Origin of the sequence: Thalassolituus sp. UBA2009, assembly GCF_002335285.1 — a bacterium.
Lineage (GTDB): Bacteria > Pseudomonadota > Gammaproteobacteria > Pseudomonadales > Oceanobacteraceae > Venatoribacter > Venatoribacter alkanivorans.
Genome location: NZ_DDCJ01000105.1, coordinates 38,160 through 53,575 on the forward strand (window position 1 = coordinate 38,160; position 15,416 = coordinate 53,575).

General features: G+C 53.2%; 14 protein-coding genes. 3 read left to right on the forward strand and 11 right to left on the reverse strand.

The genetic code is table 11. The features are described 5' to 3' along the window. Positions 1-5: 5 nt before the first annotated feature. From gspK to B3P58_RS13730, 10 genes are all read right to left on the reverse strand, one after another. Complete coding sequence (gene gspK / locus B3P58_RS13685; protein ID WP_286718268.1) at positions 6-1,022, reverse strand: type II secretion system minor pseudopilin GspK; 1,017 nt, start codon at positions 1,020-1,022, stop codon at positions 6-8. Next, the gene (gspJ, locus tag B3P58_RS13690; protein WP_286718270.1) at positions 1,022-1,753 is read right to left on the reverse strand and encodes a type II secretion system minor pseudopilin GspJ; all 732 of its coding nucleotides are present in this window, start codon (positions 1,751-1,753) and stop codon (positions 1,022-1,024) included. The genes gspK and gspJ overlap by 1 nt, the downstream gene beginning before the upstream one ends. Beyond that, complete coding sequence (gene gspI, locus B3P58_RS13695; RefSeq protein ID WP_145468699.1) at positions 1,753-2,124, reverse strand: type II secretion system minor pseudopilin GspI; 372 nt, start codon at positions 2,122-2,124, stop codon at positions 1,753-1,755. Before gspI ends, gspJ begins: the two co-directional genes overlap by 1 nt. After that, the gene (gspH, locus tag B3P58_RS13700) at positions 2,114-2,695 is read right to left on the reverse strand and encodes a type II secretion system minor pseudopilin GspH (RefSeq protein ID WP_286718273.1); all 582 of its coding nucleotides are present in this window, start codon (positions 2,693-2,695) and stop codon (positions 2,114-2,116) included. Before gspH ends, gspI begins: the two co-directional genes overlap by 11 nt. Further along, positions 2,695-3,126 carry a type II secretion system major pseudopilin GspG gene (gene gspG, locus B3P58_RS13705; protein ID WP_145469062.1) on the reverse strand — a complete coding sequence of 144 codons (432 nt, stop codon included), beginning with the start codon at positions 3,124-3,126 and terminating at the stop codon, positions 2,695-2,697. The genes gspH and gspG overlap by 1 nt, the downstream gene beginning before the upstream one ends. 18 nt (positions 3,127-3,144) lie before the next feature. Then, positions 3,145-4,356 carry a type II secretion system inner membrane protein GspF gene (gspF, locus tag B3P58_RS13710; protein WP_286718276.1) on the reverse strand — a complete coding sequence of 404 codons (1,212 nt, stop codon included), beginning with the start codon at positions 4,354-4,356 and terminating at the stop codon, positions 3,145-3,147. 2 nt (positions 4,357-4,358) lie between these two features. Next, positions 4,359-5,900, reverse strand: a complete 1,542-nt coding sequence (gspE, locus tag B3P58_RS13715) for a type II secretion system ATPase GspE (protein WP_414716575.1) — start codon at positions 5,898-5,900, stop codon at positions 4,359-4,361. Positions 5,901-5,902: 2 nt separating this feature from the next. Continuing rightward, positions 5,903-7,243, reverse strand: coding sequence for a UDP-glucose dehydrogenase family protein (locus B3P58_RS13720; protein ID WP_286718278.1), 1,341 nt, complete (start codon positions 7,241-7,243; stop codon positions 5,903-5,905). Positions 7,244-7,361: 118 nt separating this feature from the next. After that, positions 7,362-8,291 (reverse strand): electron transfer flavoprotein subunit alpha/FixB family protein, encoded by a 930-nt coding sequence (locus B3P58_RS13725; RefSeq protein ID WP_286718280.1) that lies wholly within the window; start codon positions 8,289-8,291, stop codon positions 7,362-7,364. Positions 8,292-8,305: 14 nt separating this feature from the next. After that, on the reverse strand, positions 8,306-9,055 hold the full coding sequence (locus tag B3P58_RS13730; protein ID WP_145468687.1) for an electron transfer flavoprotein subunit beta/FixA family protein: 750 nt from the start codon (positions 9,053-9,055) through the stop codon (positions 8,306-8,308). 352 nt (positions 9,056-9,407) lie between these two features. Here B3P58_RS13730 and B3P58_RS13735 point away from each other — a divergent pair, with 352 nt between their 5' ends. The 3 genes from B3P58_RS13735 (at position 9,408) to B3P58_RS13745 (ending at position 14,375) form a co-directional block, all read left to right on the forward strand. Further along, entirely contained in the window at positions 9,408-11,048 is a 1,641-nt protein-coding gene (locus B3P58_RS13735; RefSeq protein ID WP_286718281.1) for an electron transfer flavoprotein-ubiquinone oxidoreductase, read from the forward strand. A gap of 58 nt (positions 11,049-11,106) precedes the next feature. Continuing rightward, positions 11,107-12,627 (forward strand): helix-turn-helix transcriptional regulator, encoded by a 1,521-nt coding sequence (locus B3P58_RS13740; protein WP_286718284.1) that lies wholly within the window; start codon positions 11,107-11,109, stop codon positions 12,625-12,627. Positions 12,628-12,734: 107 nt separating this feature from the next. Continuing rightward, on the forward strand, positions 12,735-14,375 hold the full coding sequence (locus tag B3P58_RS13745; protein ID WP_286718286.1) for an electron transfer flavoprotein-ubiquinone oxidoreductase: 1,641 nt from the start codon (positions 12,735-12,737) through the stop codon (positions 14,373-14,375). Between the two features lie 72 nt (positions 14,376-14,447). Here the strand turns inward: B3P58_RS13745 and B3P58_RS13750 are convergent, their stop codons facing one another. Beyond that, the gene (locus B3P58_RS13750; protein WP_286718289.1) at positions 14,448-15,263 is read right to left on the reverse strand and encodes a DUF6160 family protein; all 816 of its coding nucleotides are present in this window, start codon (positions 15,261-15,263) and stop codon (positions 14,448-14,450) included. Between the last annotated feature and the right edge of the window lie 153 nt (positions 15,264-15,416).

The following is a 15,416-nucleotide window of genomic DNA, read 5'->3' on the forward strand; positions in this document are numbered from 1 at the left end:
ACACCTTATTGCGTCATGCCAGGTTGGGTGGTTTCGGGCTCCCGCTTCGCTTCGCGGCGGGAGTAATCTCTGTACAGTGTGGTCATCCGGCCATCACCGTTGTCACGTTTAATAAGTATTTCGCCAGTGGCGATACGGTCACCCAGCTCAACCCGGATAAAGGTTTCAAAATATTCGGATTTTACACTGAAGTCGGTTTTATCCCAGCGGGCCTTTGTTACCGGCGCTTCACCTTCGCCCGCGTTGCCGCCGTTATCCGTTTTAGTAAATGGCTCTACCTGACTGAGACTCCAGAAGTCATCAACTGTCTTAAAGCCCTTATCACCACGGGCGCTGACAATCGCCTCACCATCGGCCAGTGACAGACCGGCATCAAGGGAGGCCAGTACCATCGCACTGGCCGTGTTCACATTCAGCTGTGCAGTGATAGGCAGACAGACCACATAGGGCTCAAGCTTGCGGAAGCTGACCATATCCATTCCCTCCAGCAACAGCAGCTCAGAGGGGTGTTTGCACCCCTGATACGCAGCCTTATAGGGAGGTTCCATGCCCTGATAGCGGTCATCATCCTGACTGGATTCATCCATCCAGCGTGCCAGGGTATCGGCCAGGGTGACATCCAGCCCAAGCAGGTTAAGCAGATTACTGAAGCGGATCTTCTGCGTCGCTTTATTGCTGGCCGCCACACTCAGACTGTTCAGATTAAAACGCCCCATCGCATCGGCGATATTGATGCGCGCCAGCCCAGGGGATAATGGGAAGGTGCGCTCCTGCGCCCACTCTTCATAGCGGTGATCAATTTCCTTGTCGTTTTTCCAATCAAGGTACAGACCGGTTTTTACCGCCTGCTCAGCGCCAAACACATACGAACGGGCCTGCTGCAGGGCGAGCATGGTGCCACTGCGCTGCACATCGGTTGACTGGCGATCAATCATCGCCACCGCCAGCATAGAGACAATGGCAAAAATCAGTAAAACGGTAATCAGCGCGAGGCCACGCTCAGTTCTCTGCAGGCTGCGCATTATGAATCAGCCCCCCAGGACAGCAGCCACTGGCGCTCAATCTCGCCCAGAGCCGGCAGCGTCAGTCGCCAGCGGATTGCTAATGGCCGCTCCTCATCACTGCCACTCTGCAGCGCCGGCCAGGCGGTATACCAGTCCCGGCCACTGACCTCTGCACTCTGCCCGTCACTTGCTTTGCGTTCCTGCTGCACCAGCAGGTCAATCTCCAGACGCTCCACCTGCTCCAGCACGACCTGTGCCTGCGGTACAGAGTCACTGGCCCGGTCCAGCACCGGCCAGAAATAGCGCACCAGGCAAGCGTGCTCAGGCTCAGTCACGCCCCAGGATTGCAGGCGCTGCAGCGCCGGCTCGCAAACTTCGCTGTCGATGGGTTCAAGGCGATAAGCAACGCGCTGCAGCTCGGCCCGCGGATCGGTACTGACCGGAGAATTACGCCAACCGGCACGGGTAAATTCCAGCGGAAAGTCGCCACTATCAAGCAGCAGCGATGCCTGTGCATCGCCGTATGCGTCGCGGATGCTGCGGTTGATAAACTGTTCCAGATCGCGGCTGGCAACCATATTAAAACGCTGCAGACTGACCAGCTGCTCTGAACGCACTTCGCTGGCCTGTTTTGAATCGATTACATTGCTTAATAATTGCGTGGATGCGACACCGATCATGGCGGTAATGGAAACCGCGATCAGAACTTCCAGCAGAGTGAAACCTTTTACCGCTGACAATGGCCGCATCAGTATTTGCTCATAATGCTGACCAGCGTGATCAGGTTGCTGTCTTTATGCTGCATATCCGCCACTGACACGGTCACCCGGTGCGTGTCCGGAAATTCTGTTTTTTCAACCTTGGTGAACACCTTCCACTCACGGTCAGCCATATCGACCTGATCATTATTTTCCCCCACTGGCGGCAGGCCATTAAGGCGCAGCTCCACCATGCGGTTATCGGCAACAAAAGACGCCAGGGTTTTATCCTGCAGATGCAGCAGACTACCGACACTCTGACTGGCGGTTTCACTCATCGTAGCGGCAATGGCAACAAATACGGTCAGGGCGATCATTACCTCAATCAGGGTAAATCCACGCTGGCGGCGTTCAGTTTTCATAGGTTTCCACCTTGATCAGCGGCGCCCCGAAACCATCACCACGGATCAGAACCTGAAAGTGATCGTCGCTATCGTGGGTCAGTGTCAGCAGGTAAGGCGTGTATTCGTCAGAAGAAAGAAACATCAGCGCAGGTTTTGCGCCATCCTCTTCATCCAACAGGCTGTCAAAATCAACCTCCTGCCCTTCGACATTCAGCGCAATAAAAACATGCTCGGGAGCTTCAAGCTGGGATTTCAGGCTGCCACTGTAGGCCTGCCAGGGATTTTTGCTGAGCTTATCAAGCTCTTCCCGGGTTTTATTGGCGCTGAATTCCTGGCTGTTAACATCCTGAAAGCTCAGCAGCTGCAGCGCCTGCTCATCCATAGCAACACCGAGGTCGATATTCTGAAATACCGCCTCTTGCCGATAGGCTGAAAACAGGTTGCTGAGGTGATGGGCAAACTGAGTGGTCTCATCCTGAGCCTGGCGATCACCACTGCTCAGGGTTGCCATGGCAAGCAGGCCACCAACAATGGCCAGCACCACCATCACCTCCAGCAGGGTAAAACCCTGCTGAAGCTGCTTACGCATCAGTGGTCCAGACTGCTGATGTCGGCATTCTCTTCTTCGCCGCCTTCCTGACCGTCGGCACCGAGTGAGACGATTTCGTACTGCCCTTTATCAAGAAAGTACATAAACTCATTACCCCAGGAGTCAGTCGGTACGTTATTACCCTTCAGGTAGCCACCAGATTTGTAGTTTTTAGGCTCAGGGGAACTGCTTGGTTTTTTCACCAGCGCTTCCAGGCCCTGCTCGGTGGTTGGGTAGGTAAAATTGTCCAGCTTGTACAGATCCAGTGCGTTTTCGATCAGCTTGATCTGGCTTTTGGTGGTTTTAATCCGGGCATCACCGGCGGAGCCGATAATATTGGTCGCAACCAGCGCCATAATGCCGCCGATAATCGCCAGTACAACCATCACTTCCAGTAATGTAAAACCCTGTTGGCGGTTCGCGTTACGCATTGATTTCATTCCGTTCTCCTACTGAACCATTTTTTGTAATTCAAGAATCGGCAACATAATTGCCGCGACAATTGTTGCCACAATACCACCCATCACCAGCAGCATGACGGGCTCAAAAATCTTAACCAGTGCTGACACCGTATTTTCCAGCGACGTTTCCTGCTGCTGTGCGGTACGCGCCAGCATACTGTCCAGCTCACCACTGTTTTCACCACTGGCAATCATGTGCAGCATAATCGGCGGGAAATAGCCGGTTTCGGCCAGAGCTTTATGCAGACTGCCCCCCTCACTGACGGTAACGGTCGCCTGAGTCAGAGACTGCTGAATCGGCATATTGGTCACCACCTGACTGGCAATGCGCATGGCATCCACCAAAGGCACACCACTGGTCGTCAGAATCGCCAGCGTACTGCCAAAGCGGGCAGTATTGGCATCTTTGACAAAACCGCGCAAACCCGGCACCCGCAGCAGAAAGTGGTGGTAACGCTTACGGAAAGCCGGGCTTTTCAGGGCACGGCCAAATGCAACCATCCCGACAATAATGGCGACCAGGGTATACACCCCCCAGGCGGTAATAAAGTGGCTCAGATCGAGCATAAACTGTGTCAGACCGGGCAGTTCCTGACCGTTTTTCACAAACACATCAACGATATCCGGCACAACGTAAGTGAGCAGGCCCACTACAATACCAATAGCCACAATGGTCAGAATCACCGGATACATGGCTGCGAGCTTGATCTTCTGATCGGCCGCCTGGCGGGCTTCGGTGTAGTCCGCCAGACGATTAAGCACGCCATCCAGATGGCCGGCATGCTCGCCGGCACTGACGGTTGAACGGTACAGATGCGGGAAAGCCTTGGGGTATTCGGCCAGCGCTTTAGCCAGTGTGTAGCCTTCCAGCACCTTAGCGCGAATTGCCAGAATCATGGCTTTAATACGCTGTTTGCCGGTTTGCTCTGACAGCGCCCGCAGCGACTCATCAATCGGCAGGCCAGCCTGAATAAGTGTTGCCAGCTGACGGGTAATCAGCGCCAGCTCAGGCACCGACAAACTCGGCTGACGCTCAAACAGGCTGTCTTTTTTCTGTTTCTGGGCGGTCTGTTCAACGGCCAGTGGCGTCCAGCCCTTGTCACGCAGCTGCTGGCGCACCTGACGGGCACTGTCCGCCTCCAATACGCCCTTCTGCTGCTTGCCGCGGCCGTCGATGGCCTGATATTCAAATGCTGCCATGGTTAACCTTTCGCCACCCGCAGCAGCTCTTCAATGGTGGTACTGCCACCCAGTACTTTGCGAATGCCATCCTGACGAATACTTGGCCCCAGCGTGCGCGCATGCTGTTCCATGGTTTGTTCGCCGGAGCGGTCATGAATCAGGGTTTTCATTTTCTCATCGACTTCGATGATCTCGTAAATACCCTGACGACCGCGATAACCAAGCTGATTGCACTTATCGCAGCCTTTGGCATGGTAAATGGTCGGCGGATTGGCAGCATCAACGCCCAGCAGCTCGCACTCGCTGGCATCGGCGATCGCTTCAATCTTGCAGTCATTGCATAACACCCGCACCAGACGCTGGGCGATCACGCCAATCAGACTGGACGACAGCAGAAACGGCTCAACGCCCATATCCTGCAAACGGGTAACGGCACCGATCGCGGTATTGGTGTGCAGCGTGGAAAGCACGAGGTGACCGGTTAATGAGGCCTGAATAGCGATTTCTACCGTTTCCAGGTCACGGATCTCACCGATCATCACCACGTCAGGGTCCTGACGCAGAATGGCGCGCAGGCCTTTGGCAAAGGTCATCTCAACCTTGGTATTTACCTGCGTCTGGCCAATACCAGGCAGGCTGTACTCAATCGGATCTTCGACGGTCAGAATGTTGCGGCTTGTATCATTCAGATCGCTCAGCGCGCCGTACAGCGTGGTGGTTTTACCGGAACCGGTCGGGCCGGTGACCAGAATAATACCGTGTGGTTTGCTGATGATATTGCGCATGGTGCGCAGATCACGATCGGCCATACCCAGCTGTGACAGACTCAGACGTCCGGCCTGCTTATCCAGCAGACGCATTACCACCCGCTCGCCAAAGCTGGACGGCATGGTCGACACCCGCACATCCACTTCACGGCCACCGATGCGCAGTGCAATACGTCCATCCTGCGGCACACGCTTCTCGGCAATATCCAGCTTGGCCATTACCTTGATACGGGAAATCAGCAGCGCCGACAGTGCGCGCTTGGGTTGTACCACTTCGCGCAGTACGCCATCGACGCGGAAGCGTACAACCAGACGCTTTTCATAGGTTTCAACGTGAATATCCGAGGCATTTTCTTTTACCGCCTCGGTCAGCAGGGCGTTGATCAGACGGATAATGGGGGCATCACCCTCCTGCTCCAGCAAATCCTCGGTTTCCGGAACGGAATCGGCCAGGCTGGCCAGATCCATTTCGTCGCCCAGACCTTCAACCATTTCCATGGTTTCAGAGGAATCGCTCTGATAAGCCAGCCCAAGGCGCCGTTCAAATTCTTCTTTACTGACGGCTTCCAGCCGGAATGGCGCGGCCAGAAAACGCTGCACTTCCATAATAACATCAACACTGATGCCTTCTTTATGGATCAGCACCAGCTGTTCCTGCCCGCCTTCCACAACCACGCCAAAACGCTTGGCAAAGCCAAAAGGCAGGCGGGTTGCCAGACTGGTGGCCTGATGCTGCGCCTGCGGCATACCGGTTCCGGATTCTGCTGCCGGATGTTCTGATATTACTGCGGTCATAATTAGCCTAAGTCGCGTCCGATACCGGCATAGTCAAAGCCCTGCGCTTTGAGCGCATAAGGATCGTACTGGTTCCGGCCGTCGATGATAATTGGGTGTTTCAGCAGTTTTTTCATGGCGTTAAAGTCAGGCTGGCGAAACGGCTTCCACTCAGTAACCAGCACCATGGCATCCGCATCGGCCAGCGCATCGTATTGGTGATCACAGAACACTATCTGCCCCTGCTCAAACAGTTGCGGCGCAAACCAGCGGCGCGCCTCATCCATGGCCACCGGGTCATAGGCACGCACGACCGCACCAGCGGCGACCAGACGATTGATCAGCGCAATAGAACTGGCTTCGCGCATATCATCGGTACCGGGTTTAAATGCCAATCCCCAGACACCGATGGTACGACCACTCATATCTTCGCCAAAACGCTGCTGCAGTTTTTCAAACAGGCGCTGTTTCTGTACCTGATTGCGGTCTTCCACGGCACGCAAAATACGGGTGTCGAAGTTAAATTCGTCACCCATATGAATCAGGGCCTGTACATCCTTCGGAAAACAGGAGCCGCCATAGCCGCAGCCCGGATAAATAAAGGAGTAGCCGATACGACTGTCAGAACCGATGCCTTTGCGCACATTTTCGATATCAACGCCCATGCGCTCGGCCAGGTTGGCGACTTCATTCATAAAGGAAATTTTGGTCGCCAGCATGGCGTTGGCGGCATATTTGGTCAGCTCCGCATCGCGGATACCCATAAACATCAGTTTGTCATGATTACGGGAGAAGCTGTGATACAGCTCAGCCATTTGTTCACGCGCACGATCTGAATCGACGCCGATAATAATCCGGTCCGGGCGCATAAAGTCATCGATGGCTGCGCCCTCCTTCAGAAATTCCGGATTGGAGACCACATCAAATTCAATCTCCGCGCCGCGGGCATTCAACTCGGCCTGGATGGCATCGCGCACTTTCTCTGCCGTGCCAACCGGCACGGTCGATTTATTCACAACGATGGCATAACCCTGAAGATTGCGGCCAATTTCGCGGGCCACATCCAGAACATAGGTAAGATCCGCCGAGCCGTTTTCACCCGGAGGCGTGCCGACTGCGATAAAGTACAACGCAGATTGCTGCATTGCCTGGGATAAAGAGGTGTTGAACAGCAGACGTCCGGCCTTGCTGTTTTCCCGTACGATGGCCTCCAGGCCTGGTTCGTAAATCGGGATAATGCCTTCCTTGAGCTGATGAACCTTGGCTTCATCTGTATCTACGCAGGTAACGCTGTTGCCCATTTCGGCAAAACACGCGCCGGTTACCAGACCAACGTAACCCGTCCCTACTACCGTAATATTCAAGGTTATTTCCTTATTCGCAACTTCGTAAACCGACAGTACGTTACCTTATTACGGAAAAATGACAACTCAATGACATAAAAAAACCCGGCCTTGGCCGGGTTTTTCTAAGCTACTGATATTACAGAGCATTTTCCAGTGCAGGCACTGCGTCGAACAGGTCTGCAACCAGGCCGTAATCAGCCACCTGGAAGATTGGAGCTTCTTCGTCTTTGTTGATAGCAACAATGACTTTAGAGTCCTTCATACCAGCCAGATGCTGGATCGCGCCGGAAATACCAACGGCGATGTACAGATCCGGAGCAACGATCTTACCAGTCTGACCAACCTGCATGTCGTTAGGTACGAAACCAGCGTCAACTGCTGCACGGGATGCACCAACAGCAGCACCGATTTTGTCGGCCACTTTGTACAGCATCTCGAAGTTGTCGCCGTTCTGCATACCACGACCACCAGATACAACGATCTTGGCACCGGTCAGCTCAGGACGGTCAGACTTAGCCAGCTCTTCACCAACAAAAGCAGACAGGCCTGCATCTTTAACAGCAGCAACAGTTTCAACCGCCGCAGAACCACCTTCAGCCGCAGCTGCGTCAAACGCAGTACCACGCACAGTCATCACCTTGATGTTGTCAGAAGATTTAACGGTCGCGATGGCGTTACCGGCATAAATAGGACGGGAGAAGGTGTCTGCATCAACAACAGCAGTCACTTCAGACAGCATGTTCACATCCAGCAGAGCCGCTGCGCGTGGCAGGAAGTCTTTACCGGTTGTGGTCGCTGCAGCCAGGATGTGGCTGTATTCTTTGCCCAGTTCGGCAACCAGCTCACCCATGTTTTCAGCCAGCTGATATTCATAGGCTGCATTGTCTGCAACCAGAACTTTGCTCACGCCAGCCACTTTGGCAGCAGCTTCAGCAGCAGCACCACAGTTGCTGCCGGCAACCAGAACAACCACATCACCACCGATAGCGGCAGCAGCAGTTACAACGTTCAGGGTTGCGCCTTTCAGAGTAGCGTTATCGTGCTCTGCGATTACTAAAATAGCCATTACACAATCCTCTCTTACAGCACTTTGGCTTCGTTCTTCAGTTTTTCGACCAGCTCTTCTACGCTGCCGACTTTAATGCCAGCCTGACGCTCGGCCGGTGGAGTAACCTTCACCAGAGACAGAGTGGAGGTCATAGCCACACCCAGATCTGCAGGAGTAGTTACATCCAGAGGCTTGCGCTTGGCTTTCATGATGTTTGGCAGAGAAGCGTAGCGAGGCTCGTTCAGACGCAGATCGGTCGTTACGATGGCAGGCAGTTTCAGAGCAACAGTACGCAGACCACCGTCGATTTCACGGGTCACGTTTACTTTGTCGCCATCAACGGCCACTTCAGAAGCGAAAGTACCCTGAGCCATATTGGTCAGTGCGCCCAGCATCTGGCCGGTCTGATTGTTGTCGCTGTCGATGGTTTGCTTGCCCATCAGTACCAGTTGAGGCTGTTCTTTTTCCACAACGGCTTTCAGCAGTTTGGCAACGGTCAGAGACTCCAGTTTTTCTTCAGTCTCGATCAGAATGCCACGATCGGCACCCAGTGCCAGAGCAGTACGGATCTGTTCCTGAGCCACTTTAGGGCCGATAGAAACCACAACCACTTCAGTAGCGACGCCTTTTTCTTTCAGACGTACCGCTTCTTCCACTGCGATTTCACAGAATGGGTTCATAGCCATTTTAACGTTGGTCAGATCAACATCTGAGTTATCTGGCTTGACGCGAACCTTTACGTTGTAATCGATTACGCGTTTAACAGCGACAAGAACCTTCATAGATTCCTCGTATTTAACTTGGTGGATGAATAAAGGGCAAAATTACCACGCCGACAGGATGACACAGTCATATCAGGAGCCCTTTCCAGCGCGCCACATTATTCGGATGTTTACCGCGAGCGTCAATAGCAGCATTGCTGAAGCCCACAAAGACCGGGGCATTCAGGCTATTTTCCTGTCAAATCAGTTGCCTAGTGTTTAACCCAACGTATAATGGCGGCCATTTTGACTCTCAGGCAGGCACCTTTATATGGCCCGCCTGGCATGGCAAAACAATCGCCGGGCACAATTATTCAGTGCACCAGAGTCCGTGATAGCTCAGTAGCTCCCAGCTCATTTCGAGGAGATCAATATGCAACGTGAAGTAATGGAATACGATGTAGTGATCGTTGGCGGCGGCCCTGCCGGCCTGTCAACCGCATGTCGTATCAAGCAATTAGCCGAAGCCGCCGGACAGGAACTGTCTGTTTGTCTGGTTGAGAAAGGCTCCGAAGTTGGCGCTCATATCCTGTCCGGTGCGGTAATCGAAGACCGCGCCCTGGCCGAATTGTTCCCTGACTGGAAAGAAATGGGCGCCCCGCTCAATGTGCCTGTTAAAGGTGATGAAGTTTACTTTCTGACCAGCAATGAGAAGTCGATCAAGACTCCACACTGGGCCATCCCTAAGCCAATGCACAACGATGGCAACTACATCGTATCTCTGGGTAATGTATGTCGCTGGCTGGCTGAGCAGGCTGAAAACCTCGGTGTAGAAATCTACCCGGGCTTTACCGCCGCCGAGTACATCGTCGAAGACGGCGCCATTAAAGGCATCGTGACCGGCGACATGGGTGTAGGTCATGACGGCCAGCCAAAAGATGAATACGTACCGGGCATGGAACTGCGTGCCAAATACACCGTATTTGCTGAAGGCTGCCGCGGCCATCTGGGCAAGCGCCTGATCGCCGAGTTCAAACTGGACGAAGGCAAAGATCCACAACACTACGGTATCGGTATTAAAGAGCTGTGGGACATTGATCCTGCCAAGCATCAGGAAGGCCTGGTACTGCACGGCGCCGGCTGGCCGCTGAATGAATCCGCCTCATCCGGTGGCTTCTTCCTGTACCACGCTGAAAACAACCAGGTAGTGGTTGGTCTGATCACCGACCTGTCGTACAGCAACCCTCACGTCAGCCCTTTCGATGAATTCCAGCGCATGAAGCACCATCCGGTGATCAAGCAGTATCTGGAAGGCGGCAAGCGCGTATCCTATGGCGCACGTGCAATCACCAAAGGCGGCCTGAACTGCCTGCCTAAGATGACCTTCCAGGGCGGTCTGGTGGTTGGTTGTGATGCCGGCACCCTGAACTTTGCCAAGATCAAAGGCACCCACACCGCCATGAAGAGCGGCCTGGTGGCTGCTGAAGAGCTGTTCAAGGCTATTCAGGCTGGTCGTGCCAATGATGAAGTAACTGAATTCACGGCCGCCTTCGAAGCTTCATGGGCTTACCAGGAACTGCACCGCAGCCGCAACTTCGGCCCGGCAATGCATAAGTTCGGCATGTTCGGCGGCGCTGCTTTCAACTTCATTGACCAGAACATCTTCCCGATTCCGGTCACCCTGCATGACACCACGCCGGATTATGCAACCCTGAAGCCAGCAGCAGAATGCGCGAAAATTAACTATCCGAAACCGGATGGCAAAATTTCGTTCGCCAAACTGGATTCCGTCTTCATCGGTAACGTAAACCACGCCGAAGATCAGCCGTGCCACCTGAAGCTGAAAGACGCTTCCATTCCGCTGAGCGTTAACCTGCCTAAGTGGGATGAACCTGCGCAGCGCTACTGCCCTGCCGGTGTGTACGAGATTGTGGAAGACGAAAACGGCAAGCGCTTCCAGATCAACTCACAAAACTGTGTTCACTGCAAAACCTGTGATATTAAAGATCCGTCTCAGAACATCACCTGGGTAACCCCGGAAGGTGCTGGCGGTCCGAACTATCCGAACATGTAAGCTGTTCACAAAAGAAAGCGGGCCTTGCCCGCTTTTTTTTCGACAATAAGAAACCACCATGCTGCTGAAAACCCGCTTCTACATTCCGCCACTGAGAAAAAATATTGTACAGCGCGAGCCTCTGCTGCAAATCCTGAACAGCAGCGAGGGCGGCCAGCTGGTAGTGATTTCAGCCCCCGCAGGCTATGGCAAAACCACACTGATCAGCCAGTGGCTGCACCATTCTCCGCATACCTTTTCATGGCTGGCGCTGGACGATACTCAGGCAGCTCCGGGGATTTTCTGGCGCTACTTTATTATCGCACTGAATCAGGCATCCCCCGGCTGTGGCGAACACCCTCTGCAGCTGTTGAGAGACAATCAAAACGAACACGCACTGGAAAATGCCCTGATCGCGCTGCTCAACGAGCTGGACGCTATCAACCCATCCTCACCACGCGATGCAATGACGCTGGTTTTGGATGATTTTCACCTGGTTGCAACACCAGAGCTGAGCGGGCAATTCAACAGCTTTCTTAACCACCTGCCACCGTCACTGCGTATTGTTATTACCTCACGCAGCGCGCCTGATCTGGCGCTGGCCAGACGGCGCGCCAGCAATCAGTTGGTCGAGATTGATCAGCACCAGCTGCGCTTCTCCGCAGAAGACAGCAACCGTTTTCTGCAACAGACAATGAGCTTGCAGATCGACAACAACCAGAGTCAGCTTTACTTCCGGGAAACCGAAGGCTGGATTGCCGGCCTGCAGCTGATTGGGCTGTCATTACAGAAGGCCGACACAACGCCAGCCCCTGCCGTCGAAAACCACCAAACCGAGAGCAACAGCACCCTCCCTGGGCTGTCCGCGCCATCACTGCAACGTAACATTGCCGATTACCTGCTTGATGAAGTGTTCTCACAACAGAGCCTCGACATTCAGCACTTCTTACTGCTGAGTGCAGCCGTGCCACGCTTCACCGCCGGCCTGTGCAATGCCCTGACCGGACGCAATGACAGCCTGAGCGTGATCAGCCACCTTGATCGCCACAATCTGTTTCTGCTGCCACTGGATAATCACGGCGTATGGTTTCGCTATCACGACCTGTTCCGCCGCTTCCTGTTGCAACATTTTAACGGGCTGGACGCAGATTTCCGGCAACAGGGGCAGACCACAGCCGCGCAGTGGTTCGAGCTAAATGGCTATCTGCAGGAGGCACTGGAGCAAAGACTACAACTCCGAGACTGGGATAAAGCAGAAGCACTGCTGCTGCAGTTACTTGCCGGTGATGATGAAATCAACACACTGCTGCCCGGCTGGCTGGAGCATTTTCCGCACGAGCACCCGGTGCATCAGCATATACCGCAAACGCCGGGCCGGACATTATCCCCGCAGGCATTCGATACCCTGCTGACCTCACGCGAGCAGCAGGTTCTGGAGCTGGTAAGCCAGGGGCATTCCAATAAAGAGATCGCCCGCCAGCTGCACATATCACTTAACACACTGAAGGTACATATCCGTAATCTGTACGGAAAAATCGGCGTGGAAAACCGGACCGAAGCATTGCATAAACTCCTCAGTCAGGACGACAGATCACCGTAATTTCACCCCCGCCTGATAGCGGTTATCACCCCCAGGGGTGATAACAAGCCGCACCGCTTTGCTTACTCTGACCGTTACCAGCAGGTGAAGTCTCAGAGGAGAACGCAATGACAAGAGAAACAATGGAATACGATGTGGTAATCATTGGTGGCGGCCCTGCCGGGTTGTCAGCCGCATGCCGTATTAAACAATCAGCCTCTGCCGCCGGACAGGATATTTCCGTTTGTCTGGTAGAAAAAGGCTCGGAAATTGGCGCTCACATTCTGTCTGGCGCCGTAATCGAAGACCGCGCACTGAAAGAACTTTTTCCTGACTGGAAAGCACGGGGAGCCCCACTCAATGTCGCAGTAACACACGATGATATTTATTTCCTGACAACACAAAAAAGAAGCATTAAAGCGCCGTATTGGGCCATACCACGAACCATGCATAATCAGGGAAATTATATCGTCTCGCTTGGCAGCCTTTGCCGCTGGCTGGCCGAACAGGCTGAAAACCTCGGCGTAGAAATCTACCCCGGCTTTACCGCCGCAGAATACATCCTCGAAGATGGTGTCATTAAAGGCATCATTACCGGCGACATGGGTGTTAACCATAACGGTCAGCCAAAAGATGAATACGTACCGGGCATGGAACTGCGCGCCAAGTACACCGTATTTGCCGAAGGCTGCCGCGGCCACCTGGGCAAGCGCCTGATGGCCGAATTCAAACTGGATGTCGGTAAAGATCCTCAGCATTACTCACTTGGTATTAAAGAGCTGTGGGACCTCGACCCCGCCCGACACCGCGAAGGACTGGTACTGCACGGTACCGGCTGGCCACTGATGGGATCATCCACTGCCGGCGGATTCTTTTTATACCACACTGAAAATAATCAGGCGGTGGTCGGACTATTTACCGATTTGTCATACAGCAATCCACACCTGAGTCCGTTTAATGAATTTCAGCGCCTGAAGCACCACCCGGTATTAAAGCAATATCTACAGGGCGGCAAACGGGTTTCTTATGGCGCCAGAGCTGCAGCCAAAGGCGGGATTAATTGCCTGCCGAAAATGACATTCCCCGGAGGCTTGCTGATAGGTTGCGACGCCGGCATGCTGAATTTTGCCAAAATAAAAGGTGTTCATACCGGAATGAAAAGCGGCATGATTGCCGCCGAAGAAATAGTCGCCGCTTTAAGCTGTGGGCGTGAGCACGATGAAATTACAGAATTCACTGCCGCCTTCGAAGCATCCTGGGCCTGCAAAGAGCTGCAGCGCAGCCGCAACTTTGCCCCGGCCATGCATAAATTCGGAGTATTTGGCGGCGCAGCCTTTAATTTTATCGATCAGAACATTCTGCCAGTGCCATTCACCCTGCACGACACCACACCCGATCACACCGCACTGAAATCCGCTGCCAAGAGCCCGCAGATCGATTATCCGAAACCAGACGGCAAGCTGAGCTTTAGCCGGCTGGACTCTGTTTTTATCAGCAATGTAAATCACGCAGAAGATCAGCCATGCCACCTGAAACTGCAGGACGCTTCCATTCCACTGAGCGTTAACCTGCCCGAATGGAATGAGCCTGCTCAGCGCTACTGCCCTGCTGGCGTGTATGAAATAACAGAAGACGAAAACGGCAAGCATTTTCAGATCAATGCTCAGAACTGCATTCACTGTAAAACCTGCGACATCAAAGACCCGTCGCAGAACATTACCTGGGTTACACCGGAAGGTGCTGGCGGCCCTAACTACCCGAATATGTAGAAACGTTATTGCAGATAAAACAAAGGAGTTTCGCTCCTTTGTTTTCAGGCCTTTTATTCAGCCTCCGGTACCTTACAAATGCCCACTGATGCGCATATTTAATCCACCAAGATTGAGATCATCCACAGCTACTCTGCCAATACTTTCCTGCGCCAGTTCAATAGCTTCAACGTTCATATCGGCAAAAAAATTAACCAGACGAATATCCAGCCCAAGATCGCTGGCATGGATATTAATGCCAACAGGCAATTGCACATCCGATAATGACAACGCAGAAGAACCCCAGTCTTCCAGAGATTCAAAATAGGTATGATTAGCCAGAACCATATTGCGTACATTAATACCCAGCGGGGTTGCATCAACATCCAGATCAGCAATCCCCATCGCCATCTGGATTTGAATATCCGTCGTCTGTGCATCCACTTTCATCCGGTATTGCGTTGCCAGCCCGGCGACACTAACGGAGTTAATCAGCGCAGCACTGTGTGCATTATCCGCTGAAGATAAAGCGATCTGGCCGGTCGACAGCCCAAAATCAATCACCCCTCCGCCCAGCCCGGGATCAACAAAAGCAGATAGCACGATGTCACCATCAGGAAGAACATCGACTGTCATCATCGTTCCATCAAGACGATCGCCAGAGCGCGAACTGTAACCCCAGTCTTTGCCAAAATAGCTGCTTCTGTTGGCACCACCCAACGCAACCTGGTTGATCTGCAGGCGGCCTTCATCCCGATATTCAATCTGACCAACAGTAAGCCGCGCAGATGTAACAATGGTGATGCCGTCCTGTCCGGAAATATCAGCCAATTGTGTATCGCTAACCGGGTCCAGAGCAGCAAAAGCAAGGCACGGAGATAAAAAACAGAGAGGAAAAATGTAGCGCATAGCCGTCCATGGTGTTCGTTATTATTGAATTGGCGGCAATGTAAGGAGCGTTTATGCAGGGTTCAAGCTAAAAAACAAAAGCGGGAAAATATTCAGAATTAACCATTAAAACAAATGTTCCGGAATGAATAAGACCTTCACGAGGTCTTATTT

Bases quoted from the DNA above. Each gene is read 5' to 3' on its own strand.
- gspK (WP_286718268.1), bottom strand. From the start codon at position 1,022: ATGCGCAGCCTGCAGAGAACTGAGCGTGGCCTCGCGCTGATTACCGTT.
- gspJ (WP_286718270.1), bottom strand. From the start codon at position 1,753: ATGCGGCCATTGTCAGCGGTAAAAGGTTTCACTCTGCTGGAAGTTCTG.
- gspI (WP_145468699.1), bottom strand. From the start codon at position 2,124: ATGAAAACTGAACGCCGCCAGCGTGGATTTACCCTGATTGAGGTAATG.
- gspH (WP_286718273.1), bottom strand. From the start codon at position 2,695: ATGCGTAAGCAGCTTCAGCAGGGTTTTACCCTGCTGGAGGTGATGGTG.
- gspG (WP_145469062.1), bottom strand. From the start codon at position 3,126: ATGCGTAACGCGAACCGCCAACAGGGTTTTACATTACTGGAAGTGATG.
- gspF (WP_286718276.1), bottom strand. From the start codon at position 4,356: ATGGCAGCATTTGAATATCAGGCCATCGACGGCCGCGGCAAGCAGCAG.
- gspE (WP_414716575.1), bottom strand. From the start codon at position 5,900: ATGACCGCAGTAATATCAGAACATCCGGCAGCAGAATCCGGAACCGGT.
- B3P58_RS13725 (WP_286718280.1), bottom strand. From the start codon at position 8,291: ATGGCTATTTTAGTAATCGCAGAGCACGATAACGCTACTCTGAAAGGC.
- B3P58_RS13730 (WP_145468687.1), bottom strand. From the start codon at position 9,055: ATGAAGGTTCTTGTCGCTGTTAAACGCGTAATCGATTACAACGTAAAG.
- B3P58_RS13735 (WP_286718281.1), top strand. From the start codon at position 9,408: ATGCAACGTGAAGTAATGGAATACGATGTAGTGATCGTTGGCGGCGGC.
- B3P58_RS13740 (WP_286718284.1), top strand. From the start codon at position 11,107: ATGCTGCTGAAAACCCGCTTCTACATTCCGCCACTGAGAAAAAATATT.
- B3P58_RS13745 (WP_286718286.1), top strand. From the start codon at position 12,735: ATGACAAGAGAAACAATGGAATACGATGTGGTAATCATTGGTGGCGGC.
- B3P58_RS13750 (WP_286718289.1), bottom strand. From the start codon at position 15,263: ATGCGCTACATTTTTCCTCTCTGTTTTTTATCTCCGTGCCTTGCTTTT.